Source organism: uncultured Psychroserpens sp. (genome assembly GCF_947500255.1).
Taxonomy (GTDB): Bacteria; Bacteroidota; Bacteroidia; order Flavobacteriales; family Flavobacteriaceae; genus Psychroserpens.
Genome location: NZ_CANMRL010000001.1, coordinates 1,183,190 through 1,209,558, shown reverse-complemented (window position 1 = coordinate 1,209,558; position 26,369 = coordinate 1,183,190). Strand labels below are relative to the sequence as shown.

Below are 26,369 nucleotides of genomic sequence, written 5' to 3'. Positions count from 1 at the left end.
ATACCTTAATTTATATTAACCTCTTCAAAATTGAAGAGGTTTTTTGTTTTAGGACACTTCACTCAATCAAAAGTGGCATTCACTCATTTTTAGTTTCTAAATCTCTAATGCTGAAATAGATTTGAACTATTAAACCGTCAGTATTATGAAAAATCAATTACTTAAAAAACTATGCATAGGGTTGGTCATACTTGTTTCGGCAAACCTGTTTGCCCAAGAAGGTATTGTGAGTGGTACCATAAATTCTGAAGCAGATGGTCTTCCTCTTCCAGGTGTTAATGTTATGGTGAAAGGCACCACTAGAGGTGTTCAAACCGACTTTGATGGTAATTACAGTATTAAATGCAAAGTTGGAGAAACTTTAGTATTTACTTATATAGCTATGACAACCAAAGAGGTAAGGGTCACGTCAAAAATGTTAGGATTAGATTCCAACGATTTTTTTGTTGATCAAATTCCTATTAAACCTATTGAAAATGACGCCTACAAGAATGCTATAAAAACTACTAGCGATACTCCATTTAATGTGCCTAGTTTAGACCTTTCTAATAAAACATATAACAAAGTAAATAATCACCAATATAGTAGAATTAAGGAGATTGAAGTGAAGGACAACAAAGTAGATATGACCTATTTTAATTCGGATATCTATTTTGAAATTAAATTCAATAGTAGGTTCGGAACTCAATTTTTTAAAGATAAGAATCTACCTAAGTTACAATCTGTTTATGCTCAAGGTGCTTCTCTCAATGATGAGCTTACTTTTCTAGGTGCTGAAACAGGAAATTTATTTTCTTATGGCCCAAAACTGAGCAACCTAGAATTTAATGGTAGCATTTATGATTATGATATTAACGGACAATTAGTTGCCCTAGGTAATGGAAATGGGATAGCTTCTAACCTATACGATAATGCCGTTTTACAAACAACATACAAAACAGATAATACGCTTTCCTTTAGCGCTTCTACAGATGGAAGTATTATCGAACTTAACTATACAAATACCCAATTTAAAGATGTCTTTAATAGAGAAAGAAGTGTTAGTGATTATATGAAAATCTCTTTTAATCAAAGCTACCGTAATTCAAAAAAATTGTCATGGAAAGCTTATCTAAAATATGGAAAAAACAGAGACAATCAACCCAATGTAAATGGATTTTTAAATAACACGTTGTTAAATGCTTGGGCTACTCCAGCTAGTTTTAGCAATGCTCAAAACTCTATTCTAGCCAATAATACGCAGCGTCGTTTTAATGCAAACTTCAATAATCCTAATTGGTTGCTAGACAACAACCGCAACGCCGAAAAAAACAAATTCTTTGTCGCTTATCTTAAAAATGGGATGGAACTATCTGAAACCATTAATATTCATAATAGTTTAAGTTATACAAGAAATACTGATACTCAAAATTTCGGACTGGTAGCTAATTCTGCTGGATTTGAAGATGGGTATTCTAGTGATAAAACTATTGAAAAGAATGTATTCAATGCAGCACTTGATTTTGAATACGAAAGCGACGATCGCAAAAATGAAATTCAAGTCTTCTCTAAACTCGACTTTTCTTCTGAAGATTTAACATATAACCTCAATGAAGGTATAGGGTTTAATCCGTTTAGCTTTGAAAACCCACAAACGATCAATACCATCAATAATCGATTGAACAGAAACACATTAAGAATTCTAAACAAATTCACGTACGGATTGAACTATTCTGATGTTGAGTTCACTATAGGAAATAATTCGTATATCTCATCAGTTCAAAACAATAAGTGGGCACTTCCATTTTTACAACTTAATGTTGACCTTGAGAGGATATTCGATATTTATAATTTTAGCAATTTTAATGTTTATGCTTCAACATCTTTTGATGTTAATAACCCATCATTATTTTACAACAATCAAAGTCATAACAGTCTGGCATTATTACCGTCTCAAAGTTTAGCATATACCGCCAACAACGATTTGTTTTTGAGTAATGCCTTAGATTTAGAAGAAAAAATAAATTATCAGTTTGGTGTAGATCTCGATTTTTATATCAGGAATATTTATTTCAGTTTTGATCTGGATTATTTCAATACTCAAATTAAAGGTTCTGTATTTCCAATTTTTGAGAACAATAATTATGCATTAAAAAACATTGCAGATATAACAAACAAAGGGCTTGAAATGAGTCTCAACTCAAGACTTAGAATAACAGATGATTTCTACTACAGTCCAACTTTTGTTTTTTCCACTAACAGAGCAAAAGTCACTAGTATAAATAGTGACGAAGAACGTGTTCCAATTGCTGGATTTTCATCGGTATCCAAAAATCTTATTGTAGGAGAATCTGCCGGAGCTATTGTTGGATCTGCTTATGCTAGAGATAGTCAAAATAACATAATCATTGATAATGAAGGGTTTCCTTTAGTGGCTAGTCAACCACAAATTATTGGTGATCCAATTCCTGATTTTAATCTTGGAGTCAGTCAGTCATTTACATGGAAAGATTTAAAACTAAAAGTTGTTTTAGATATCCAAAAAGGAGGAGATGTTTGGAATGGCACTCAAAATGTCCTTAACTATTTAGGGAGGTCTCAACAGTCTGCTAATGAAAGAACAATTACCAACTTTATATTTTCAGGCGTCAATCAACAAGGGCAACAAAATACAATTCCTGTAGATTTCTATAATCCGCAAAATGATATTTCACAAAACAGATTTGTACGATACGGGTTTTCCGGTGTTGACGAAGCTGCTATTCAAGATGGGAGTTATGTTAATATAAAATCAATCGACCTCTCATATAACTTCGATTTTGACGACGACCGTTCTACTTTTATAAGAGAATTAACTCTTGGTTTGTACGCTAATAATCTTATCACATGGACCAAGTTTGATGGTGCCTCTCCTTATCGTAGTCTCTACGATACATCATCTAGTCTTGGATTAAACTTCTTTAATATGCCAATTACTAGTGAGATTGGCTTTATGCTCAACATTAAAATATAATCGTTATGAAAACTATAAAAAACATAGGTGCTTATTTTCTTTTAGCTGTTATTGTCATGACATCATTGACGGCTTTCAAAGCGTATCAAAACACAATAGCTCCAATAGAAAAAATATATACACAAACTGATAGACCATTTTACTTTCCAGGTGAGACACTGTGGTTTAAATCTTATGTCGTTACCGAAAACAATACAGTTTCCAATCTTAGTGATGTCGCACATGCAGAACTTATTTCCCCTAAAGGAGCTATAGTTAAATCTCTAAAGCTATCTATCAAAGATGGTTATGCCTATGGCGATTTTGATATTAACGCTAATTGGGTAGGCGGTATTTACACATTAAAAGTCTATACGAATTGGATGCGCAATTTTGGTGAAGACTCCTTTTTTACAAAACAAATCACAGTTCAAAAAGTTGTGAAACCTAATTTGCTTTTAACATTGGACTTTCAAAAAGAAGGCTATGGAAAAAACAGTGAAGTCATTGCCAATTTTGAAGTTAAAGACCTAAAGAACAACCCACTTGCTAGTACAGAAGTCACGTATGAAGTCTCAGTAAAAGGACAAAAAATAATCACTCAAAACGCAGTGACAGATGTTAAGGGAAAAATAAATCCATCATTTACGCTTCCTAAAGCGTTGAGCTCTACAGATGTGGTTCTCAATGTTCTTATTCCTTATAAAGGATCAACAGAATCTATTTCTCGAAGTGTTCCTGTGGTCTTAGACAATCTTGATCTTCAGTTTTTTCCTGAAAGTGGACAAATCATAGCAGGAACTACAAACACTATTGCATTCAAGGCCCTTAATGAATTTGCAAAACCCGTTGATGTAAGCGGCGATATTATTGATAGCAAAGGTAACACTGTAGCCACATTTTCGAGTTTTCATGACGGTATGGGACGTGTTGCTATTTCCGCAGAACAAGGTGAAACCTATGTGGCAAAATTAAAATCGCCTTTTGTTTCTGAACGTGATATTGTACTTCCAAAAGTTCAAAATAAAGGAACGCGATTTTCAGTAGAGATTGAAAAATCTAGAGCTAAAATCATCCTGTTTTCTACTGAAAAAAAGTCATTACGATTAGAGGTTTCAAGTGCTTCCAAAGTATTACTTGAGAAAAAAATATCTAATAACGAGAATTTTATTAGCATAAACACTAAAGACTTTCCAATGGGAATTACCAAATTCAGTATAAAAAATAAAGCAAATCAAATTGTAGCTGAACGTCTGGTATTTGTCAATGCACATAAACAGTTAAATGTTGCTATAGACTTAGAAAAAACCGTTTACGAAACTCGTGAAAGAGTAAAATTAAAGATCAATACTACAGATGCCAAAGGTCAGCCTTTGCCTTCTAATGTATCTATTGCTGTTGCAGATAACAAGTTATTATCGTTTGCAGATGACAAGCAAGATCATATCCTGTCGTACTTATTAGTGTCTTCAGAATTAAAAGGAAAAATCCATAAGCCAAGTTTTTATCTCAATCCTAAAGAAGAAAAATCTGCCGAAGCTTTAGACTATTTGATGCTTACCCATGGATGGAGAAACTATATTGTGAATCCACAAGTGACATTAGAAAATGCTGAGTTTTTACCAGAACAACATGCCATACAATCTGGAACTGTTGTAGATAAAAAAGGAAAACCAATTACAGCGCATTTACTCCTTATGGATAGATTTGGTCATAAAATACTTGTATTTGATACTGAAGACGATGGGACGTTTACATTTAAATTCACAGATAGTCAGCACCTTGTTCTATTGGCTTACAGAGATGACAGAAAATCTGTATTTATCAAAAAAACGAACTTGATTAATGGTCGTTATCAATATCATAAAGACGCTACTTATAAAGAAAATGCTGAGAGCGTCAAAACATTTGACAAACGTGAAAAGCCTTTAAAAAAGAAAATCCTAAAAAAAGTGAAAGCCGCTGAAATCGCACTTACTGAGGATTCTAGTCAACTTGATGAAGTGGTGGTTGTAGGATATCGAGCAACAAGTAAGAGCAAAGCTACTACTGCTTCTATAGTAATAGTCTCAGAAGAAACTCTTTCAAATACATCTTCTGTAGCGCAATTATTACAAGGGCAAGTGGCAGGACTTAATATCACAACAGCCAATGGTGCGCCAGGCGCAAACTCAACCGTTCAACTGAGAGGTGTTGGAAGTATCTCTGGAAACATTGAGCCTTTGTTTATAGTTGATGGAGTTCCTGTAGACGACAGTGTTTTTAGAAACCTTAACCCTTCAGACCTCTATAGTGTTAGCGTGATAAAAGATGCTGGAGCTACTGCTATTTATGGTTGTAGAGGTTCTAACGGTGTTATTGTAATTCAAACCAATAGTGGTGGTTACATTAATAACAGTTCAAAGAAAAAACTAAATAACGCAAAGTTTAATAACTACGGTATCGCCTATTTTCAAAACTCGAAACCATCACGCCTCTCTCGAGTAAAGGAATTTTATGTTCCTGTTTATGTAGGTGAAAACACCACAAGTGAGAGAACCGATTTTAGACAAACCATTTATTGGAACCCTGTAGTACAAACTGATGCAAATGGGCAAGCAGAGGTTGAGTTTTACAATAACGATGCTATCACATCTTTTAAAATTACTACTGAAGGTGTTGGCTTTAATGGTATGATTGGACGTCAAGAAGAAACTTATGCCACAAAAAAATTATTGAATGTCGATTTTAAGTCACCTAATTATATGGCGCTCAAAGATGATGTGGTTTTACCATTAACCATAACAAACGAAACAGCAAAAGACATTACGACTGACATTGAAATTATACTGCCAAAACAATTAAAATTTGCCGAAAATTATGATCGTCAAGTCACTGTTAATGCCAACAGTTCGATATTGAGAAATGTTCGTGTTGTTCCTATTGAAAAAGCAGGGAACGCAACACTTGAAGTTCGTATAAACTCAGAAACACTAAGTGATGTGGTTAAAAAGAACGTGACGATTTTAAGTCCGTACTTCCCAACAGAAACCTCAATTTCTGGATCTAAATCTGGAGTCTACCAATTTGATATTAATAGTGTTGTTGATGGAAGCTTAAGCGCCAACTTCAACATTTATACAGATGTTATTGGTGATGTGATGAACGGAATAGAGTCTTTAATAAGAGCACCTTACGGCTGTTTTGAGCAAACCTCATCATCTACATATCCAAACATTATGGTACTTCAGTACCTTAAAGAATCTGGTAAAAGCAATCCTGAAATAGAAGCTAAAGCTTTAGACTTTATTGATAAAGGTTATAAGCGTCTCATCGGGTTTGAAACCAAGGAAGGTGGTTTTGAGTGGTTTGGTAAAACACCGCCTCATGAAACCTTAACAGCTTACGGGATTTTAGAATTCACCGAGATGAAACAGGTCTATGGTAATGTAGATCAAGCCATGATCGATAGAACCGTACAATGGCTAATGAGCAGAAAAGACGGGAAAGGTGGCTTTAAAAAAAGCACTAAAGGTTATGATAGTTTTGCGAGCTCTCCAGCAGATGTTGCCAATGCCTATATCGTCTATGCGATCAGTGAAGCTGGAATTGATGTAGACCTCAGCTTAGAGTACGAAGCAGCATTTAAAGATGCTCTAAAAAGTAAAGATGCCTATAAAATGGCAATGATGGCCTTGGCCAGTTATAATCTTGATATGCCAGAAAATGCAAGCACACTCATTAATAAACTTAAAGATCAGATCTTTAAAAACGAATTTAAAGGCTTACCAGTAGAAAATACTATTACAAGGTCCTACGGAAATGCAAAACATATAGAAACTACCGCTTTTACCTTGTTGGCTTTAATGAGAGAAGTTCAGGCAGATAAAGCTTTAATTGCTAAAGGTGTTGAGTACTTAGTAGGTCTAAGAAAGCAAAACAGATTTGGTTCTACACAATCTACTGCTATGGCATTAAAAGCATTGATTAATTACACTAAAATGCAAAAACAACTCATTATCAAAGCTAATGACACTGTAGAATTAACAATTAACGGACAGTCTCTAAAAAGACGACTGAGCATCAACGCTCAAGGAAAGATTATTATTGATAGTTTAGAAACTTATTTCAAAAAAGGACAACAAAAGGTTCAAGTACAATTTGCTAATGATGAAGTTACCTTCCCATATTGTTTAAGTATAAACTGGGATAGTTATGTTCCAGATTCGTCTGCTGAGAGCCCACTAAAATTAGACACAAAGCTTCTTGAAAACAAGTATAACGTTGGTGATAATGTAAGTATGACGATACATGTATCTAATACCAAAGAAGAGCCTTTAGGAATGGTGACATCTATTATTGGTATTCCATCAGGAACCACAGCACAACCATGGCAATTAAAAGAATTATTAGAAGAAGAAAAAGTAGCCTATTATGAAGTGTTTGATAATTATCTGGTGTTTTACTGGAGATCGCTCAAACCTTCTGAAACAAAAACCATCAGGCTTGACCTTAAAGCAGATATTGCAGGCGACTACCAAGCACCAGCAAGTACAGCCTACTTATATTATGGTGATGAATTCAAAACTTGGATTGAAGGAAATACAATTAAGATTTTGAATTGATGGTTGTCATATTTTAGTTGTTGAATGAGGCCTCTTCAGAAATGGAGAGGCTTTTATTTACGATAATCATCTATTCAAAAAGTAAATGTTCACATATTACTGATTTTTAAAAACAAAACCTCCTTGTTTATTAAGCAAGGAGGCTAATTTAACTATTGATATCCCTTAAATAATACAAATAGCTTGCAATAAACACTATTGCTATTCTTTTATCAGTTTGAAGGTCTTATTTGCTCCTGTATCACTATAAATTTTTACTAGATATACTGCCGATTTTAATTGACTTGTATCTAATCTGTTATCCAATATATCTTCTATAACCATGACGCGTTGTCCAGTGACGCTATAAACCTCAGCTCTATCTAGTATTAGATTACTAGCTAGAATTCTAACCTCATCCTGTGCTGGATTTGGATATACTGACAGTTCACTTATACTAGTCGTTGGAACGCTCAATGTATCAAATTCGTATGAAACTGTTCCTGATAAACCAGAAGCCATAGCATCAACTACTGGAGGAAATAAAGCCATTCCATCGTCAATCATATCTGCAGACATAAAGCATTTTAAAGGTGTTATTGCACTAGCTAAGGCAGAATCATTTGCTAAGATGCTAATAGTTCCTGTAGTTGGTGTACTATTCAATTGAATCGTAACTATAGGAGAAACTATTCCGCTTGATGGTGCTGGTAATCCTATAGGACTTCCTAGTGTTTCTGTAATTAAGTAACCGTCAATGGTTGGTTGCCCAACATTGGTTCCGTCGAAGAAAGTAGCAGCAGCTCCATTTCCAAGAGAAGATGTTACAGTGGCCGTAATTCCATTAGGTAAAATAATTGTAAATCCATAACTCTGTACAGATGTTGCAAAATTAGAAGCGCTTGCGTTTGGTACTACAGAAACTGAATAATTAAAGTTTCCGTTGTCTACTAATGTATAGGTATATCCATCTTGTGCATTTGATTCTCCTGAGAAAAAGCAAAGCACTAAAATTAGTAATCGAGATAAAATAATTTTGTTCATAATAAATAATTTAATAGGGTTATATGTTTAGTTTTCTTGAAGTATTTGTTCTTGTATTTGATAGGTACTAAAGTTTAGGAAGTTTCCTGGGTGTGCCAATACATTTTGAAGAATGAAAGGTGTATCAGGATTGGTTCCTGAATACTGTATATTTCCATCCATGTTTACATCATCTACTAAATACCCTGAAATACTATATGTAGGAAGATTTAAGAAGTTTCCTACGTCATTAAGTACAGAAGATAAAATATCTGGTACATCAGGATTGGTTCCTGAGTATTGAACAATAGCATCTCCATTTACATCACCAGCCCACATGGCAACAACACCGCTTGGCATGCCAAAAGTAGTCTGTGCATTGGTTCCATAGGTTGTTGGATTATTAGCATCTGTAAAGTCTATTGCTGTTACTGTGCTTGATAATGCTATTGTGTTCGATGTCATAATCCCTAAATGATTACGGTGCTTAATAACCACATAGTAATTATCTGGTGCTATATTAAATCTAAGGTTAGATACACCGTCTAGACCTACAACATCACCATCGCGTTGTAAAAGAGCAGATTGTGTATCTTCAATTTGTAAAACATCAAATTGATCTATTATTTCTACCCAAACCCAATCTACAATAGCATTGTCTCCAGTTGTAAGAAATACTCCAGCATCTATAATTGCTTCATCATTATAAGGGGTTAATGTTGGTATTAGATTAGCCACACGTAAATCGTCTCGCATAAGGTTTTCTTCTCCTGTATTTGGATTAAGTGTTGCTCCTTGTAAAAATACTTTTGGCGCTATAAAAACTGTTTCGCAAGTCGTATCGCTAAAACTCGTTTGCGGATCAATAAAATCACTCCAAACAGCATTAGCTGATGCCACATTACCTACTTTTATACAATACAGATTTGGATTACCTGTAGCATCAAAACCTAAGTTATCCTCACTAGTGCCATCCGCGAGACTTAGCGTGCTCAAATCGTTATTCTGTACATAAATCTGGTCTAAGCTACCGTTAGCCTCTAAGCTAAGCGTTGTTATATTGTTATCGTTAGCATATAAATTATCGAGTTCTGTATTAGAACTTAAATATAAAGCCGTTAATTGATTGTTACTACAATTTAAATCTAGTAATAAAACAAAATCTTCGATTCCAGTTAAATCGGCAATATTTTCATTACTTACATCTAAACTTTGTGCTTGATCTATATGAGCAGTTGTAACATAATTATCATTTGCAATGCCATTACCTAAACTACTAGAGTCGCCCAGTGGAACAACATCACCCATATCATTATGCGTTTCTAAGTAATTCTCAAAATTATCATCAGGCACATAGGTCTCGCATTTTACATCATTATAACTCGTTTGATTGTCTTTAATATCCCAGTACTCTAAAGAATATGCTGCGTCATCAACTAATACACAAGTTAGATTGGGATTAAAATCTATCTCAAAATCTGTAATAGCCATATTATTACCGTTAGCCGCATTTAATATCCTTAAGTTATTATCGTCGGCATATAACTCTTCTAATACTATATTTTGTGAAAGATCTAAACTAGTAATTTGATTATTTCCTAAATCGAACTCTTTTAATAATGGGTTTTGTGTGACATCTATACTTGTTAAATCATTCTTATCACAAAACAAGTAAACAAGATTAGGATTACTGGTAACATCTATATTTATTACGCTATTATCAGCTAAATCTAAATCTTCTAAAAGCGGATTTTGTGTCACATCCAGATTCGTAAGAAAATTGTTGTGACAACTTAGTATTTCTAAAAGTGGGTTCTGTGTAACATCTATGCTTGACACAGTATTATCACTTGTAGTTAATGTTACCAAAAGAGGGTTCTGCGTAACATCTAAATTAGCTAAATTATTATTGCCTATTCTAAGCGTTACTAAAAGAGGGTTTTGTGAAACATCTATACTTGTTAAAGCGTTATTTTGACAGCTCAAAGTTGCTAGTTGTGTGTTATTAGTAACATCTAAACTGGTTAATGAATTACTTCTACAAAACAACTCTGTTAATGCCTCAAAATCCTCTATTCCAGTTAAATCTGCTATGGCCTTACTTGATACATCTAAACTAGTTACAGTATTAACCTTGGCAGTTGTTACATAATCGTCATTAGCAATACCATTACCCATACTAGTTGGATCTCCAACTGCTACTGTATTTCCGGAAGCATCATGTGTTTCTAAATAATTTTCAAAATTATCATCTGGTATATAGGTATCATTACAATGTTCACTATAAGATGCTGTTGCGTCTTTTAGCCATGAAGGACCAGATAAATAAGATGCGGTGGCATCATCTACATTAATACATGTTAAATTCGGGTTATTTTCTGCATCAAACTCGGTAACATTTAAATTATTTCCATTGGCAAGACTTAATGCACTTAAATTATTACCTTTAATTTGTAATCTTTCTAAAGCTACGCAGTTATCTAAATTTAATTCTACTAAATCATTATTGTTTAAAAAGGCTTCTATTAAAGCAGTATTAAACTGTAAATCTAAAGTGGTTAGATTATTAGGTGATGAACTTAAATATTGTAGATTCGTATTTGCACTAAGGTCTAATGCTGAAATCTGATTTCCATAACATCTAAGATTAATTAATGCTATGTTTTGACTTGTATTTATTGTTGTTAAGTTATTGTTATTACAGAATATGGTTTCTAAAGCTGTGAAGTCTTCAATTCCTGTTAAATCGGCTATACTTCTACTACTAACGTTTAAGAAGGTTACTCCTGAAATTAAATCAGTAGGGACGTAATCATCTAAAGGGCCTGAATCGTAACCTAATTCAATTAATCGAGTTTCAAAATTATCATCGGGTACATAGGTTAGTCCACAATGTTCACTAAATAATGCTGTAGTATCGATATTTTCCCAGGTTGTGGTTGAGAAATTTTCATCATCTACATTAATACACGTTAAATTAGGGTTTCCTGTAGCATTAAAATCTGAGTTTGACTCCATTAATGCATTGGCACCATTTCTAATATCTAAACTGGTTAAATTATTATTAGACACAATTAAGCCTGTTAAATTAGGAAACGATGTAAAATCAAGACTGGTTAATGCATTATCGTGTAAGTTTAGAAATTGTAATGCTGTTATATTTTCTATATTAACAGACGTTAATCCATTACTCATAGCTACTAATACTCTTAAACTTGTATTAAAGTTTACGTCTATAGTGGCTAGATTATTATTACTACAAAGTAGTACTTCTAATGCTATAAAATCTTCGATACCTGTGAGGTCACTTATATTTAATCCACTTATACCTAGTGCGGTAACGGCATTAATAGAAGCCGTCGTTACATAATCATCCATAACACCATTTCCTAAGCTAGAAACATCACCAAGGTTTACAATAGCACCATTGATATCGTGAGTTTCCAAATAGGTTTCAAAATTATCATCTGGCACATAGGTTTCATCACAATGTTCATTAAAGGAAGTAGTAGTATCTACATGAGTGGTCCAGGTTTGTGTCGCAAAAACTTCATTATCTACATTAATACAGGTTAAATTAGGATTTCCTGAGGTTCTAAAGCTATTATCTACTATAGCTGTATTATTACCATTACGTATATCTAACGCTGTAAGTTCATTATCAGTGATGAATAGTTCCTCTAAGTCCGTGTTCGCCTTAAGATCTAATGCTGTCAAGTTATTATTTGATAAATTTAATAACCTTAAATCAACCAAATTATTTAATGTAATAGCAGAAATACTATTGTTGCCAGCAACAAGAATTTCTAGTAATGGGTTATTACTAACATCTAGGCTTGTTAATTGATTACCATTACATCTTAAATCAATTAAAGTAGTGTTTGTACTTATGTCTAAAGCCGGAATATTTGCATTAAAAACAAATAGTGTTTCTAAAGCAATATTGTTAGAAACATCTAAAGTGGTTAATCCAGTATCATAACACCAAAACTCTTTTAATAAGGTTAAGGATGAAATATCAACAGCCGTTAATTCCTCATTTTCTGTTACACGAAGGTCTTCTAAATGAATATTGTTTGTAAATGCTACTGAAGTTAAATTATTTCTCCAAGACTTAAATATTACCAAACCTAAAAAATCCTCAATTCCTGTTAAATCTGTAATTCCTAAATCATTTAAAGTTAATTCTGTCAGATTCGAAATACGGTAAGTAAACACAGTATCATCATTGGCTATTCCATTACCCATGCTAGATGCGTCACCCATACTTACTGTGTTTCCTGAGGCATCGTGTGTTTCTAAATAATTTTCAAAATTATCATCTGGCACATAGGTAGTAGCATTACAATCTTCACTAAAAAAAGTAACAGCATTATTAATACTAGTCCAATGGGTTGTTGAATAGGCCACATTATCAACAGTTGCACAGGTTAGGTTGTTGCTTCCTGATGTACTAAACGTTGTAACATTGGCATTGTTCCCGTTTTTAATATTCAAACTCTCTAATGCGCTATTGTTAGCTCTAAATTGTGTTAAAACAGTATTAAGGCTTAGATCTAGGTTAGTTATTGACGAATTGGATATATGTAAAAAATCTAACAACAGATTATTACTCACATCTAATGACGTTAATCCAGGTGCTCCCGCCCAAATTCTGTTTAATACGGTATTATTACTTAGATCTATAGCAGTAATTCCTGTACTCGAAATTTCTAAAGTTTCTAAAGCTGTTAATGTAGAAATATTCAAGCTTGTTAATGCTGTTGAAAAACTACACCATAGTTCTTTTAAATTTATATTCGCTGTTACATCTAAACTAGACATTGGATTCTCCATAGCATATAAAGTTTCTAGTGCCATAAAATCTTCAATACCAGTAAAATCTGAAATTCCCTGTCCTATAACACTTAAAAATGTAACTCCAGAAATATTAGCCTTAGTTACCAAATCATCATTTGCTATACCGTTACCCATACCGTTGGCTTCTAAATAGGCTTCAAAATTATCGTCTGGCACATAGGTACATTGACTATTAGCTGTACTAACAGAATAACCACAACCTGGATCTTCTGCGAAAATATCCATCGTGTAATTAGCAGCATCTATATCATCAGAGGTTAGCTCAAATTTTACATCACTAATACTTAAATTGTAATGCATTACTGCATTAGGGTCAATAACGTGTCCTAATTGATGTGCATGCCCTATTTCGTGTAATGCCACTGTTTTAAAATCATAGCGTGGTCCTGGTGACCCATAACCATAATACCAACTGACGCTTTCATTCCAGGTAATATCCATCTCGACTATAATACCTTTACTACTACTTGAACAAGCGATCATAAATCTAGATACAGCTCCTAAAACGCCAGAAGGTAGTTCTCCATTATCAAATCGAACCACATTAACGTTATCACTTGCAATCTCATCTATAGTTGTTGTTTCTGTTGCTATTTGAAAATTAACCCCAGATTGACAATTCCAAAGCGCTAATGCATCTTCAAAATATGTTTCTGCCTGTGTGGTCACAAAACCAGTATGATATTCAAAAGTAAAACCACCACTGCCATTATCATCTTGTAGAACAGTAGGAAATGGAATTCCAGCATTTATAGTATTAAGATGACTGTATCTAATAGTAACTGAAGCACTACTTGTTACAGTTTCATTTGTAGCATTGGTCACTCTTATGGTTCCTGTACCTGCTGTAGATGGCACTTCTATTTGTATTTGGGTATTAGACCAAGATATAATTTCAGCAGCTTGGGCAGCGATATAACTAGAACCTCCACTATTAGCAGATTTAAAACTTACTTCGCCTTGAGTTGAGCCAAAATTACTCCCATTTATCGTTAATATACTTTGTGTACCCGCAGTAATTGTTGTTGGTGAAAAGCTTGAAATTACTGGTGTAGCTCTGCGCAAATTTGTGATAGCTGGTCTTTGCTTTCCTTTTATTACAGTAAGCCTTTTATTGGTGGCTTGCTCTAGTTTAGAGTACAAATCGTTTTCTATTGAAAGATAGTTGTTAAATACATCTGATGCATTGTTCTCTATACGATTATATTTAATATAACCTTGGGCAGCAGCAACCATTTTATAAGTGGTTTGCGGTATACTAAATGAATGATTAGACGGTTTAAGAAAGAAGATGCCTTCATAGCCTATTCTTAATCTTGCAGCACTTGAAACTTCTTGGATTAGATCGCCAACTTGACCTCCTTGAGTTTCAACAAAAACAGTAGTTGCATTAGTACCTTTAGCATTTTTATACACGGTAACTTCGTGAATGGTATAAATGTTTTTATGGTCAACATCCCAATAGCTATTACTATTTATAACTTCGCCTTCTACGATAAGCGTGGCTTCATTTGTACGGGCTTGAAGAGATACCGGTTCCATTAGTGAGGAACATTCTTGAGCTTGAAAATGTAATGTAATCAATAATGTAAAAACAAGTAGGTATTGCTGTTTCATTGTTAGTAGGTTTTGATAATTAGTACTGCAAGGGTAAGAATCAATACCTAAATCTATCTGTTTTTGAAGTGACAAAAAGTGGCAATAGAGGTGACAAAAAGTGGTGCCGTGGACTTTTTTCTACTTTTAAACGGTTTTTTAAAGCTTTTAAACGGCGATTAACTTAGAGGTTTTGAATGAATTGTTCTAATTCATCTTTGGGAGAAAGGTCTAATTTTTTACGAATACGATAACGAACAGATTTTATAGCATCTTGTGAAGCGCCTCTAATATTCATAATTTCTTTAATAGATAAATTTAATCGTAATAAAGAGCACACTTCACGTTCGGTTTTAGTTAACTGTGGATATAAATCACGAAGTTTAGCCTCAAATCCTTCATTAACTTCACTTATACTTTGTTGTAAAAAGGAGAGTTTGTTTTCTGTTGAAATCTGTGCTTGTAAATCTGTTGTAAGTGTTGATATACGATCTTTTAATCCATCAACATTATCATTAGAAAGTTCCTTTTTTAATTGACCTAATAACTCTTCTTTAAATGCTAATCGCATATTATTATCAGCAACTAAACGCTTAATTTCTTCTTCTTTAGAGTGAACTTTATGGTTTAAAAGTTCTTTTTGAATCGCTTCTTTTTTTAGTTTCTCTTCATTTACAATAGATTTGCTTCTAAAGACACGACGTGCTAAAAGACCAATAATTAGTGATGCAATTAATGTGAGTATGAATAACAAGAAATAGGATTGCTTTTTAGACGCTTCAGCTTGAGCTAATACTTCAACTTCTTTTTTTTCTTGAGCAAAAGCAAGACTATCGGCTAATTTTTCTTTTTCAAATAGATAGGTTAATTCTAATTCTTGAATCTTCTTTGCATTATCTGAATTGTAAATAGAATCTGAATATTTTTTATACGTCTTATGGGTTGCGTATGCCGATTTATAGTTTTTTAATTTAGACCATAATATGCTTTTCTTTGCATAGGCTTCAGCAATCTTTTTTTTAAATCCTTCTTTTTTTGCTAACCTTAAAGCAGAATCGACATAACGTCCTGCTTCTCTGTATTCCTTCTTTTTATGATAAATACTTGATGTTGCCAAATAATTTGATACCAGGTTTAATCTTCTGTCTTTCTTTTTCGAATAAGCTACATTATCCTTGCTTAATTTTAAGGCTTCAGCATCTCTCCCTGTTCTACGATACAACGTCACCAAGTAATTATTGACTTGATGGAGATGTATAGGGTCATCAAGAGTAGTAAATATCTTTTTCGATTTATTATAGTATATTTCTGTAGAATCGTATTCCTTTAATGATTTATAACTACTACCAATCATCAATAATGCTAAGCCTAAATCCACATCATTATTCAATGACTCATTAATCTTTACGGCCTTTCCAAAGTAATCAAAAGCTTTTGGGTATGCTTTTTGAAACTTATAAATCATACCAATGTTATGATACACATCTGCAATGTTAGACGAATCTTGTTCTTTTTCAAAAATATCTAGTGCCTTTAAATAATGATTCAAAGCTTCGGTGTGCTTTCCCTTTCTTCTCTTCAAGATACCTAACTCCACAAGCACTAAAGCCTCATAATTTTGCCCTAGGTCCGTTTTATCGTCTTGTACAAAGGCATAGGCTTCATTAATAATATCTTCAGCTTTCCTAAAGTTATGATCCAGTTCATACTCACCTAAATTGAGCATTGCCTTGATTTTTGCAGTATCAGTCGTGGCTATTTCAATTGCTTTTTCCAGACGCATTAGGGTGCTATCTACTTCTTGAGAAAAGGATAAATTACTTATAAAAACTAATAGGGAGAGCACCAATAATTTCATGAATGCAAAATTACTGAATTAAGACCAAAATCTAACCATCTCATTAGTTTAGCTTAGGTGACAAAAAGTGGCAATATCAATATTTGACGCACATTTGCTAACTTCATAATACAGCCAATCGAAGATTAATCATTTTGAATTATATTGAAATCTCTTCAGAAATGGAGAGGCTTTTAAACTAAATGTGTTACTCTCTTTTTCAACTCTGGTAACACTTCCGTTTCAAACCATGGATTCTTAGCTAGCCAAAAACGGTTTCTCGGACTAGGGTGTGGCAAAGTAAAATATTGAGGCAAATAGTCTTTGTAGTTAGCGACCGTTTCAGTCAGCGTACGTTTAGCTTGGTCTTTTAAATAATACTTTTGTGCATACATGCCAATTAAAATAACCAACTCCACTTGTTTCATATGGTCAAATAAGGGCTGATGCCATTGTGGTGCACATTCGGTTCTTGGTGGTAAATCTCCACTTTTTCCTTTTCCAGGATAACAAAACCCCATTGGTATTATGGCAAATTTACGCTCATCATAAAAGTCGTCATCAGAAACACCTAGCCATTTACGTAATTGCTTTCCGCTAGCATCATCCCATGGAATTCCAGAAGCATGTACTTTTGTTCCTGGCGCCTGACCTATAATAACGATTTTAGAATCTGGATGTCCACTCGCAATTGGTCGTGGACCAAGTGGTAAATGTTGTTTGCAAATACTGCATTGCCTAATATCATGTAATAAATCTTGCATCACTTATTGCCGCTTACTATAATTACTATCTCTCCTTTTGGTGGCTTATTGGTATAATGCTCCAAAACTTCTTTTGCAGTACCTCTTATGGTTTCTTCATAAAGCTTGGTTAATTCTCTTGACACCGAAACCAATCGATCTTCCCCAAAATATTCACAAAAATTAGTGAGCGTTTTTATGAGTTTGTGCGGACTCTCATAAAACACCATTGTTCGGGTTTCTTCAGCTAATAATTTTAACCGTGTTTGTCTTCCTTTTTTTACCGGAAGAAAGCCTTCAAATACAAATTTGTCGTTTGGTAATCCTGAGTTGACTAAAGCAGGAACAAATGCAGTCGCTCCTGGTAAACAATCTACTTCAATGTTGTTTTCAATACAAGCTCTAGTTAATAAAAACCCAGGATCTGAAATTGCTGGTGTTCCAGCATCACTAATGAGTGCGATAGACATTCCGCTTTTTAATTTTTGTACGAGTTGATCTACCATTTTATGCTCATTATGCATATGATGGCTTTGCATTGGTGTTCCAATCTCAAAATGTTTCAGAAGCTTTCCAGATGTACGTGTGTCTTCAGCTAAAATCAAATCAACATCATTTAGAACTTCAATAGCTCTAAATGTAATGTCTTTTAAATTTCCGATAGGTGTTGGTACAATATAAAGTTTACTCATTTGTAAGAGATTTCTTTTCAAATTTACAATGTTTTAGACTATATTAACGCAACCTTTCGCAATATTTAGCGTCTTGTATTAAACCACCATTTATGATTGGAAAATTTTTCCGCTTAATTTTCTTTCTATGTGCTTGCAGTCAAATTTATGGGCAAACTACAGATTTGTCTATTGTTGCTCAAGCTCAAAATACAAGTGGTAGTGCCGTATCGCAAGTAGAAATTTTTCAAGATTTTCAATACATCGTAACCATAATTAACTCAGGTAATACTGTAAACGATGCGACATTTGAAATTACAATGGACAATGATTTGGCAAATTTAGATATTGATGCCATTAGTTCTCAAAATAATTCTGGAGGTGCCTCTGATGCATCAAACCTTAATCTAAATGGAAGTATTCTTACTGGAACCGTTGCTAATTTACCGAGTGATTCTAGTGTGGAATTAAAAATTGAAGTCACAGCTCCTGCTCAAGTTGGAGGTATTGCTATTAATGCGATAATCACGCCGCCTAATGGTACAACAGATACAAACGACTCTAATAACCAGTCGCTAATCTCTATTGATGTGATTGATGTGCTTATAGATTTTACTGTAGAACATTCTCAAATTTCTCCTACTCAAGGCACACCTATTCCTTCATGGAATACTTTTGTGACCTATCAATTTACCATTACTAATAACAGTGATATTGACTTCCCTTTAACTGAGATTGTAGGTGAGCTTAATTTACTTTCAGATTTAGACTATGGTCGACCAAATGTAAAATTAGAATCTATTGAATGTATTGGCACCACTAATGGAACAGAATGCCCAGATGTTTCAGGACTTGCTCCAGGAACGCCTAATTTGATTAGTGCCACTACAGATATGTTTTCTATTGGAGCTCCGCTTATATTTACCGCAGGAGGATCGGCTACTTTTGAAATTGTATACGAGTATCTTGATCCGTCTTGTGCTGTAGAGCAAATGCCTATTTCGGTGTCGAGTATTATACGGATAGAATTAGATCACGCTAATGTGTCACCAAGCGAATCAGATCCTGTTATAACACCATTACTAGAAGCTGAACTATGTCAGTTAACAGATCTCTGTATTGACACTATTCAAATCGATCCAGATCCTGCAACTGTAGCCGATTGGAATGAGGAAGTGACTTTTGAAACTACCATTTGCAACAATGGCCCATTGGATGCTAATGCTGCATTCTTTCTTCAAAATTTATCACCAGCAATTGAATGGCAGATCATTTCAGTAAACTGTACACAAACCACAGGAAATATAAGTTGTGATGATATCAATATAAATGTCAACGATCTATTTTGGGTTAGTGACCCCTTTCTAATGCCAGTTGGTGCTACAATCACGATTACGACAGTCGTTATATTTTTAGAGCCCGAATGTTCTTTCAGTACCGATATAAGTATGGCCAATATTAGAAGTGGGACAAATGTACTTGAAGCCGATATATTAGATTCTAACGTTCAAAATAGTTCGCAAACCGATTTTGTTATGTTGCCTGCAACTGAGGCTTGCCCTACAATAAATTTAGAAGTCACAAAAACGCAAATCGATCCTGTTTTACCTATTGGTGAGTCGCCTGATAATACAATTCAAGCAGGAAATGTGACCTATGAAATTACAGCTTCTAATCTTAGTGATTTAGATACAGAAATTGAATTGATAGACTTTACCGAAAATTTAGGAAGCATAAGTTACACAGGAGAACTGGTGTCGGTTGACTGTGTATCAACAACAGGTGACGCTCAGTGTTTTGCTATAAACACAGCCAATATTGGTGTGCCTTTGGATGGTATTTCTCTTAATGGTGAACCTGATATCTTTTGGGAAATTACCGAAGCTGATAATTGGACTTTACCTGCCAATAGCTCGGTGACGTTTCATGTTACAGTCGCTTGGGAAACCGATTGTGATGTCAATGCTATACCTGTTTTTAATTCTGTAGAAATCAACCATGCCAATAGTTCTTTTGATAATAATCCAGCAAATAACGAAGATAGTGTCACAACGTTTATTGCACCTTGCGTTGATTTAGTGGTTCAGACATTTCCAGAATTTACTCAAGTAAATATCAATCAAAATTTTAATTGGATCGTAGATATTACTAATAGTGAAAACAGCTCAAATGCTATCAATATTGACTTTGAAAATACTATTAATGACGTATTTATAACCAATGGTACTCCTACTTGTGTCGTTACCAACGGAAATGCAACATGTAGTACAGATCTTACTATAACCAATAATATTGTCACAGGAACTATTGCTAATATGGATGCAGGTTCTACGATAAGAATTACAATTCCCGTTACAGCTCCTAGTTTTGGAGGTGCTTATAATAATATTGCCGTAGCAACACCAAATGAAAATGATAATTCTGAAATTTCCCCTGAGACCAATACTTCTATCAGTAATGTTCAAATTGTAGCTCCTGTTCTTGACAAAAACTACAATCCTGATACCATAACTATTGGAGAACAAAGTACACTAACATTTACTATTACTAATTTACCGTCAAACCCATCTCAGAGCGATATTTCATTTACTGATGTGTTTCCTCAAGAGATTACTTTGGTTTCGGCTCCAGATTGGGTCATGAGCAACGGTTGTACAGCAACATTTGTTGGGAATACTGGAGATAATTTTGCAGGTGTTACCAATTTGGTTTTTCCTGAAGGCGTAGCTTCATGTACTTTTGATGTTGTGGTTACTTCCAATACACCTGGAGTCTATCTTAATGATACCAACAATTTTGAATCTCAAAACAATATAGATACGTCTCAAACGAATGCAACATTAACAGTGTTAGATGATAATTCTGATGTGGATATTCAAGTTTTAAAAACTGTTTCTCCTGAAGAAGCTTCAATTGGAGATCAAGTCACTTTTCAAATTACTGCTACTAACTTGGGAACGTCTCAAGGTACTGCAATAGAAATACTCGATGTGTTTCCAAATGGAATGAGTTTTATATCGGCATCTACTTCAGCAGGAACATTTAATAGTTCAACATTTATTTGGTCTATTAATGCATTAGATAGCAATCAATCTGAAATATTAACTATTGTTGCTCAAGTTACTTCAAGTTCTGATTTACTAAACGTGGCCTTGCTCAATAGCTTAGAGCAACCTGACAGAGATGAGACTAACAATATGGACGATGCTGAAGTCACTGTTGACTTTTGTCTGTATATTCCTGAAGGGTTGTCACCAAATGATGATGGCTTAAATGATCTGTTTTCTATAGAATGTATCGAAGAATATCCTAATAATCTTATTAAGATCTACAATAGATTGGGTGTACAAGTTTATGAAAGCAAGAATTACGAAAGTAATTGGGATGGAACACCAAATATGGGTATACCAACAACTTCAGGGTTACTTCCTGTTGGCACTTATTTTTATATTTTAGACCTAAATAATGGAGAAAAACCTATCCTAGGCTGGGTGTATTTAAATTATTAGAACGTACACGTTTTCCGAGAAAATATGACACTAATAAAATAGGGATTCCTGCTACCGAAAGTCCTATTGCATGTCCTGCATTTTGATGAGCTGCAGTTGCTAAAATCAAATCAAAGAAAAAACCTGCATAGGCCCACTCAGTAAGCCAATTACTTTTTCGCCATAATATCATAATGACACCTAAGACTTTAATAATAGCTAACGGAATCACAATATAAGAGGGATAACTAAGCGCTTCAAAATAACCTTTTACCATTTCGGTATTAAAAAAATACATCTGCGCAGAATATAAAAATATAAGCGATAAGAGGATTGTGGAAATCCAATATACAATTTTGGTTGTTTTCATTTGATGGTAGTCGAAAAACCTTAATCGAACTTACGCTCTACAATAGATAAAAAGCGTTCCTCAAACTCTTCTTTTCCTTCCCAATTATTATAATCGGGTTTAACTATATCTTTTATAAGGTGAGACGCTTCTTTAAAGGAATTAGTTGTTTTTAATTGAGACAATACACGCTCATAATCTTCAATTTTGCCATTAAAAAGATGTTTTATAAACGCTAATTTGTCATTAAGACCAATATTTAGTCCACCATTTTTAAGTTTATCATTTAATGATTTTCTTAGGTTTTCGTTGGACTCCGATACTGGCTCAAAAACGGGAATATCTTCAAAACCTGCCGTGATATCTTCAAGATGTGTTTCATGTTTAGGTTGCTCTGCAACTGCCGTTTCAACCATCTCATCAACTTGTTGTGATTCTTGAGGCATTTGAGCCACCATATCTTTAATTTTTTCCATGACTGGTTCATAGATATGGTCGTCTTCCTTTTCATCTAGATTAACATAAATCTTATCCTCAATTTCTATATTGTCACTCACCTTGTTATTGAAAGCTGTATCTAACATCCCGAAGAATGAAGAGTTGCTTCCTATTGTTGGTAAGTCACCTTCAAAATTCTCATTTGCAAACTTGAGAACACTTAATTTTTCATACAACGCAGAAACCTCAGCATGCAATTTCACAACATCTTCCTTTCCTTTAAGCTTTAAAATTCTATGTGCAATACTAATTAAATCTGCTTCCAGCTTCTTCTTCATAACTTTTATTTTTTATTCCCAAATAGGTTTTTGTTTTTTAATAAATTTACGCCACCTTTATACAAAACGAACTTAAGGTGAGTTTTAGTGTTAAAATTACAAAATGTTTCTCGAAAATACAGTAAATCATAAAGAACAATTTGGATGGATTGAAGTCATTTGCGGTTCAATGTTCTCTGGTAAAACCGAAGAATTGATTCGCAGACTCAAACGTGCGCAATTTGCAAGACAAAAGGTTGAAATCTTTAAACCTGCTGTTGATGTTCGTTACGATGAAGATATGGTGGTTTCTCATGATTCTAATGAAATTAGATCCACACCTGTTCCTGCAGCTGCAAATATTCCCATTTTAGCAGATGGTTGCGATGTAGTTGGAATTGATGAAGCTCAATTTTTTGATGATGAGATTGTAAGAGTTTGTAATGACCTTGCCAACAAAGGTATTCGTGTTATTGTAGCTGGTTTAGATATGGATTTTAAAGGCAACCCATTTGGTCCTATGCCTAATTTAATGGCTACGGCAGAATACGTTACTAAAGTACATGCTATTTGTACCAGAACAGGAAACTTAGCCCAATATAGTTATCGTAAAGCTACTAGTGATGCTCTCGTTTTACTAGGAGAAGTTGATGAATATGAGCCTTTAAGTCGTGCTGCTTTTTACAAAGCGATGTTACGCGATAAAATTCGACATATGAAGGTTAATGATGCTGAAGAAGTTTCTAATAAAGACAGTAAAACCAATGCCCAAAGCTAAAGAAACTGTTTTAGAAATAGACCTAAAAGCACTCAAACATAATTTCGAGTACCTCAAGTCTAAACTTAAAAGTAATACCAAAATTTTAGCTGTTGTTAAAGCCTTTGCTTATGGTAGCGACGCCAATGTTATTGCAAAATATCTTCAGGATTTAGAGGTCGATTATTTTGCTGTTGCCTATGTTAGTGAAGGTGTTGCATTACGTGATGCTGGAATTACAACACCAATTTTAGTACTACATCCTCAAGCAGTAAATTTTAAAACCTTAATTGAACGCTGTTTAGAACCAAGCCTATACAATGCAAAAGTTTTAAATGAGTTTATTGCTATTGCTACAGAAGAACACCAAACCAATTATCCTGTACACATTAAATTCAATACAGGTTTGAATCGTCTAGGTTTTTGGGAAAATGATGTTGATTATATCGTTTCAAAACTTGAAAACACCTCGTCAATAAAAGTAAAATCGTTGTTTTCTCATTTGGCTGCCAGTGAGGATTTAAACGAAAAAGAATTCACAGAAACACAAATTAAAAGCTTTAAAAGTATAGCAGAGAATTTTTCAAAAGCTATCGGATATCAACCTATGTCCCATTTGACAAATACCTCTGGAATTATTAATTATCCCGATGCACATCTCGACATGGTGAGAACTGGAATTGGTCTATATGGTTTTGGGAATTCTGAAAAAGAAAATAAAAATCTTAAACCTGTTGCAACTTTAAAATCTATTATTTCTCAAATTCATAGGATTGAAAAAGGAGAAAGTGTAGGCTATAATAGAGCTTATATAAGCAGTGGTTTTGAAAAAACAGCCACAATCCCTATTGGTCATGCCGATGGTATTGGAAGACACTACGGACATGAAAAAGGATTTGTGATTGTTAATGGCAAAAAAGCGCCAATAATAGGTAATGTATGTATGGACATGATTATGGTTAATATTAGCCATATAGAATGCCAAGAAGGAGATGAAGTGATTATCTTCGGAAAACAATCTGACGCCTCAAAATTTGCACAAACAGCAGATACCATTTCATACGAAATAATTACAGCCATTTCTCAACGTGTTAAGCGTATTATCTTAAAATAAAGCATTAGGTTTTTTTTAACATATTATTTTTTTAGTTATTTTAGGGTTCTAATAACTAACTTAATATATAAATTATGTTGAAAGAATTTAAGAATTTTATCATGACAGGAAATGTCATCGATTTTGCAGTTGCTGTAATTATGGCTGGTGCAGTAGGGCTTGTTGTTAACGGCTTTGTTAATGACATTGTAATGCCAATTGTTGGTAATTTTGCTGGAGGAATGGACTTTGCAAGTATGAAACATGTACTTTCACCAGCTGTAATGGATGGAGATGGAAATGTAACTACACCTGAGAACGCTATACGCTATGGTGCATGGATTAACACAATCATCAACTTATTAATTGTTGGACTTGTAATGTTTATGATTGTTAAGGCTTATAATAAGACTAAAAAACCAGCTGAGCCAGAAGCTCCTGCAGGACCATCTGAAATTGATTTATTAACTGAAATCAGAGATTCATTGAAAAAATAAGATGTAACTAATCGCTACACTATATATTTTAACTTTAACCGCTTCAAAATTGAAGCGGTTTTTTTATGCTTTTTTTTAGAACTCAAATTGATTTAATAACTACATTTGCCTCTATAAAACACGTAATTTTTTTCTTATGAGAGTAGCTGTTGTTGGTGCCACAGGTCTTGTTGGCGAAGTCATGCTCAAAGTTCTAGAAGAACGCAATTTTCCTGTTTCAGAATTAATTCCTGTTGCTTCAGAACGATCAATTGGTAAATTAATTTCATATAAAGGGAACGACTATAAAGTAGTTGGGATGCAAGATGCTATTAATATGAAACCTAATCTGGCTTTATTTTCGGCTGGAGGTAACACCTCTTTAGAATGGGCTCCAAAGTTTGCAGAAGCAGGTATTACTGTAATTGATAATTCTTCGGCTTGGCGAATGGACCATTCCAAACAATTAGTCGTGCCAGAAATTAATGCTCATAAATTAACAACAACAGACAAGATTATTGCCAACCCTAATTGTTCTACAATACAAATGGTTGTGGCTTTAGCTCCGCTTCACAAAAAATATAAGATCAAACGTATAGTCGTGTCTACATATCAATCCATAACTGGAACAGGTGTAAAAGCAGTGAGGCAATTAGAAAACGAACTCGCGGGAGTTAAAGGCGAGATGGCTTATCCATATCCTATTCACCAGAATGCTATTCCGCACTGTGATGTATTTGAAGAAAATGGGTATACTAAAGAAGAAATGAAATTGGTTCGTGAAACTCAAAAAATATTAGACGATCGCACTATTGCTGTAACTGCAACAGCCGTAAGAATTCCAACTGCTGGTGGACATAGTGAGGCTGTAAACGTTGAGTTTGAAAACGACTTTAATGTTCATGAAGTAAGACAGTTACTTAATGATACACCAGGTGTTGTTGTTCAAGATAATGTAGATGTTAATACATATCCAATGCCTATTTATGCTAATGGAAAAGATGATGTATTTGTTGGAAGAATTCGTCGTGACTCTTCGCAACCTAATTCTTTAAACCTATGGATAGTAAGTGACAACCTTAGAAAAGGAGCTGCAACCAACACCATCCAAATTGCCGAACATTTAGTTGCAAATAACTTGGTTTAAGTAATTATATTGTAACTTTA

14 protein-coding genes are annotated in these 26,369 nt (G+C 34.1%); 7 read left to right on the top strand and 7 right to left on the bottom strand.

All coding sequences use genetic code 11. The features are described from left to right. Nucleotides 1-145 precede the first annotated feature (145 nt). Both Q0783_RS05240 and Q0783_RS05235 read left to right on the top strand, forming a co-directional pair. The gene (locus tag Q0783_RS05240; protein ID WP_298893800.1) at nucleotides 146-2,992 is read left to right on the top strand and encodes a carboxypeptidase-like regulatory domain-containing protein; all 2,847 of its coding nucleotides are present in this window, start codon (nucleotides 146-148) and stop codon (nucleotides 2,990-2,992) included. 5 nt (nucleotides 2,993-2,997) lie between these two features. Further along, the gene (locus Q0783_RS05235) at nucleotides 2,998-7,575 is read left to right on the top strand and encodes a TonB-dependent receptor plug domain-containing protein (protein WP_298893799.1); all 4,578 of its coding nucleotides are present in this window, start codon (nucleotides 2,998-3,000) and stop codon (nucleotides 7,573-7,575) included. A 201-nt stretch (nucleotides 7,576-7,776) separates the two neighbouring features. On the opposite strand, the gene Q0783_RS05230 is transcribed toward Q0783_RS05235, so the two are convergent. From Q0783_RS05230 to rsmI, 5 genes are all read right to left on the bottom strand, one after another. Continuing rightward, nucleotides 7,777-8,598, bottom strand: a complete 822-nt coding sequence (locus Q0783_RS05230; RefSeq protein WP_298893798.1) for a T9SS type A sorting domain-containing protein — start codon at nucleotides 8,596-8,598, stop codon at nucleotides 7,777-7,779. A 27-nt stretch (nucleotides 8,599-8,625) separates the two neighbouring features. Beyond that, complete coding sequence (locus Q0783_RS05225) at nucleotides 8,626-15,054, bottom strand: matrixin family metalloprotease (RefSeq protein WP_298893797.1); 6,429 nt, start codon at nucleotides 15,052-15,054, stop codon at nucleotides 8,626-8,628. A gap of 163 nt (nucleotides 15,055-15,217) precedes the next feature. Beyond that, on the bottom strand, nucleotides 15,218-16,891 hold the full coding sequence (locus Q0783_RS05220) for a tetratricopeptide repeat protein (protein WP_298893796.1): 1,674 nt from the start codon (nucleotides 16,889-16,891) through the stop codon (nucleotides 15,218-15,220). Nucleotides 16,892-17,064: 173 nt separating this feature from the next. After that, on the bottom strand, nucleotides 17,065-17,634 hold the full coding sequence (locus Q0783_RS05215) for a uracil-DNA glycosylase family protein (RefSeq protein WP_298893795.1): 570 nt from the start codon (nucleotides 17,632-17,634) through the stop codon (nucleotides 17,065-17,067). After that, nucleotides 17,634-18,305: a 16S rRNA (cytidine(1402)-2'-O)-methyltransferase gene (gene rsmI, locus Q0783_RS05210; RefSeq protein WP_298893793.1), complete on the bottom strand. Its 672-nt coding sequence runs from the start codon at nucleotides 18,303-18,305 to the stop codon at nucleotides 17,634-17,636. Before rsmI ends, Q0783_RS05215 begins: the two co-directional genes overlap by 1 nt. Nucleotides 18,306-18,397: 92 nt before the next feature. On the opposite strand from rsmI, the gene Q0783_RS05205 reads away from it, so the two are divergent. Beyond that, nucleotides 18,398-21,793, top strand: coding sequence for a gliding motility-associated C-terminal domain-containing protein (locus tag Q0783_RS05205; RefSeq protein WP_298893791.1), 3,396 nt, complete (start codon nucleotides 18,398-18,400; stop codon nucleotides 21,791-21,793). Here the strand turns inward: Q0783_RS05205 and Q0783_RS05200 are convergent. Together Q0783_RS05200 and Q0783_RS05195 are read right to left on the bottom strand one after the other, a co-directional pair. After that, nucleotides 21,762-22,142 carry a DoxX family protein gene (locus Q0783_RS05200; RefSeq protein ID WP_298893789.1) on the bottom strand — a complete coding sequence of 127 codons (381 nt, stop codon included), beginning with the start codon at nucleotides 22,140-22,142 and terminating at the stop codon, nucleotides 21,762-21,764. The two genes, Q0783_RS05205 and Q0783_RS05200, sit on opposite strands and share 32 nt — an antisense overlap. 20 nt (nucleotides 22,143-22,162) lie before the next feature. After that, nucleotides 22,163-22,897: a hypothetical protein gene (locus Q0783_RS05195; RefSeq protein WP_298893787.1), complete on the bottom strand. Its 735-nt coding sequence runs from the start codon at nucleotides 22,895-22,897 to the stop codon at nucleotides 22,163-22,165. A 103-nt stretch (nucleotides 22,898-23,000) separates the two neighbouring features. Between Q0783_RS05195 and Q0783_RS05190 the strand changes: the two genes are divergently transcribed. The 4 genes from Q0783_RS05190 to Q0783_RS05175 all read left to right on the top strand — a co-directional run bounded on the left by Q0783_RS05190 (nucleotide 23,001) and on the right by Q0783_RS05175 (nucleotide 26,349). After that, nucleotides 23,001-23,654 (top strand): thymidine kinase, encoded by a 654-nt coding sequence (locus Q0783_RS05190; protein WP_230934707.1) that lies wholly within the window; start codon nucleotides 23,001-23,003, stop codon nucleotides 23,652-23,654. Beyond that, on the top strand, nucleotides 23,641-24,747 hold the full coding sequence (gene alr / locus Q0783_RS05185) for an alanine racemase (RefSeq protein ID WP_298893784.1): 1,107 nt from the start codon (nucleotides 23,641-23,643) through the stop codon (nucleotides 24,745-24,747). Before Q0783_RS05190 ends, alr begins: the two co-directional genes overlap by 14 nt. 74 nt (nucleotides 24,748-24,821) lie before the next feature. Continuing rightward, nucleotides 24,822-25,223 (top strand): large conductance mechanosensitive channel protein MscL, encoded by a 402-nt coding sequence (gene mscL / locus Q0783_RS05180; RefSeq protein WP_298755786.1) that lies wholly within the window; start codon nucleotides 24,822-24,824, stop codon nucleotides 25,221-25,223. Between the two features lie 136 nt (nucleotides 25,224-25,359). After that, a complete protein-coding gene (locus tag Q0783_RS05175; protein WP_298893782.1) occupies nucleotides 25,360-26,349 on the top strand; it encodes an aspartate-semialdehyde dehydrogenase in 990 nt (329 codons plus the stop codon). Nucleotides 26,350-26,369 lie beyond the last annotated feature (20 nt).

What these genes read in the sequence shown, in the direction of transcription:
- Q0783_RS05240 (WP_298893800.1), top strand. Translation starts at nt 146, where the DNA reads ATGAAAAATCAATTACTTAAAAAACTATGCATAGGGTTGGTCATACTT.
- Q0783_RS05235 (WP_298893799.1), top strand. Translation starts at nt 2,998, where the DNA reads ATGAAAACTATAAAAAACATAGGTGCTTATTTTCTTTTAGCTGTTATT.
- Q0783_RS05230 (WP_298893798.1), bottom strand. Translation starts at nt 8,598, where the DNA reads ATGAACAAAATTATTTTATCTCGATTACTAATTTTAGTGCTTTGCTTT.
- Q0783_RS05225 (WP_298893797.1), bottom strand. Translation starts at nt 15,054, where the DNA reads ATGAAACAGCAATACCTACTTGTTTTTACATTATTGATTACATTACAT.
- Q0783_RS05220 (WP_298893796.1), bottom strand. Translation starts at nt 16,891, where the DNA reads ATGAAATTATTGGTGCTCTCCCTATTAGTTTTTATAAGTAATTTATCC.
- Q0783_RS05215 (WP_298893795.1), bottom strand. Translation starts at nt 17,634, where the DNA reads ATGCAAGATTTATTACATGATATTAGGCAATGCAGTATTTGCAAACAA.
- rsmI (WP_298893793.1), bottom strand. Translation starts at nt 18,305, where the DNA reads ATGAGTAAACTTTATATTGTACCAACACCTATCGGAAATTTAAAAGAC.
- Q0783_RS05205 (WP_298893791.1), top strand. Translation starts at nt 18,398, where the DNA reads ATGATTGGAAAATTTTTCCGCTTAATTTTCTTTCTATGTGCTTGCAGT.
- Q0783_RS05200 (WP_298893789.1), bottom strand. Translation starts at nt 22,142, where the DNA reads ATGAAAACAACCAAAATTGTATATTGGATTTCCACAATCCTCTTATCG.
- Q0783_RS05195 (WP_298893787.1), bottom strand. Translation starts at nt 22,897, where the DNA reads ATGAAGAAGAAGCTGGAAGCAGATTTAATTAGTATTGCACATAGAATT.
- Q0783_RS05190 (WP_230934707.1), top strand. Translation starts at nt 23,001, where the DNA reads ATGTTTCTCGAAAATACAGTAAATCATAAAGAACAATTTGGATGGATT.
- alr (WP_298893784.1), top strand. Translation starts at nt 23,641, where the DNA reads ATGCCCAAAGCTAAAGAAACTGTTTTAGAAATAGACCTAAAAGCACTC.
- mscL (WP_298755786.1), top strand. Translation starts at nt 24,822, where the DNA reads ATGTTGAAAGAATTTAAGAATTTTATCATGACAGGAAATGTCATCGAT.
- Q0783_RS05175 (WP_298893782.1), top strand. Translation starts at nt 25,360, where the DNA reads ATGAGAGTAGCTGTTGTTGGTGCCACAGGTCTTGTTGGCGAAGTCATG.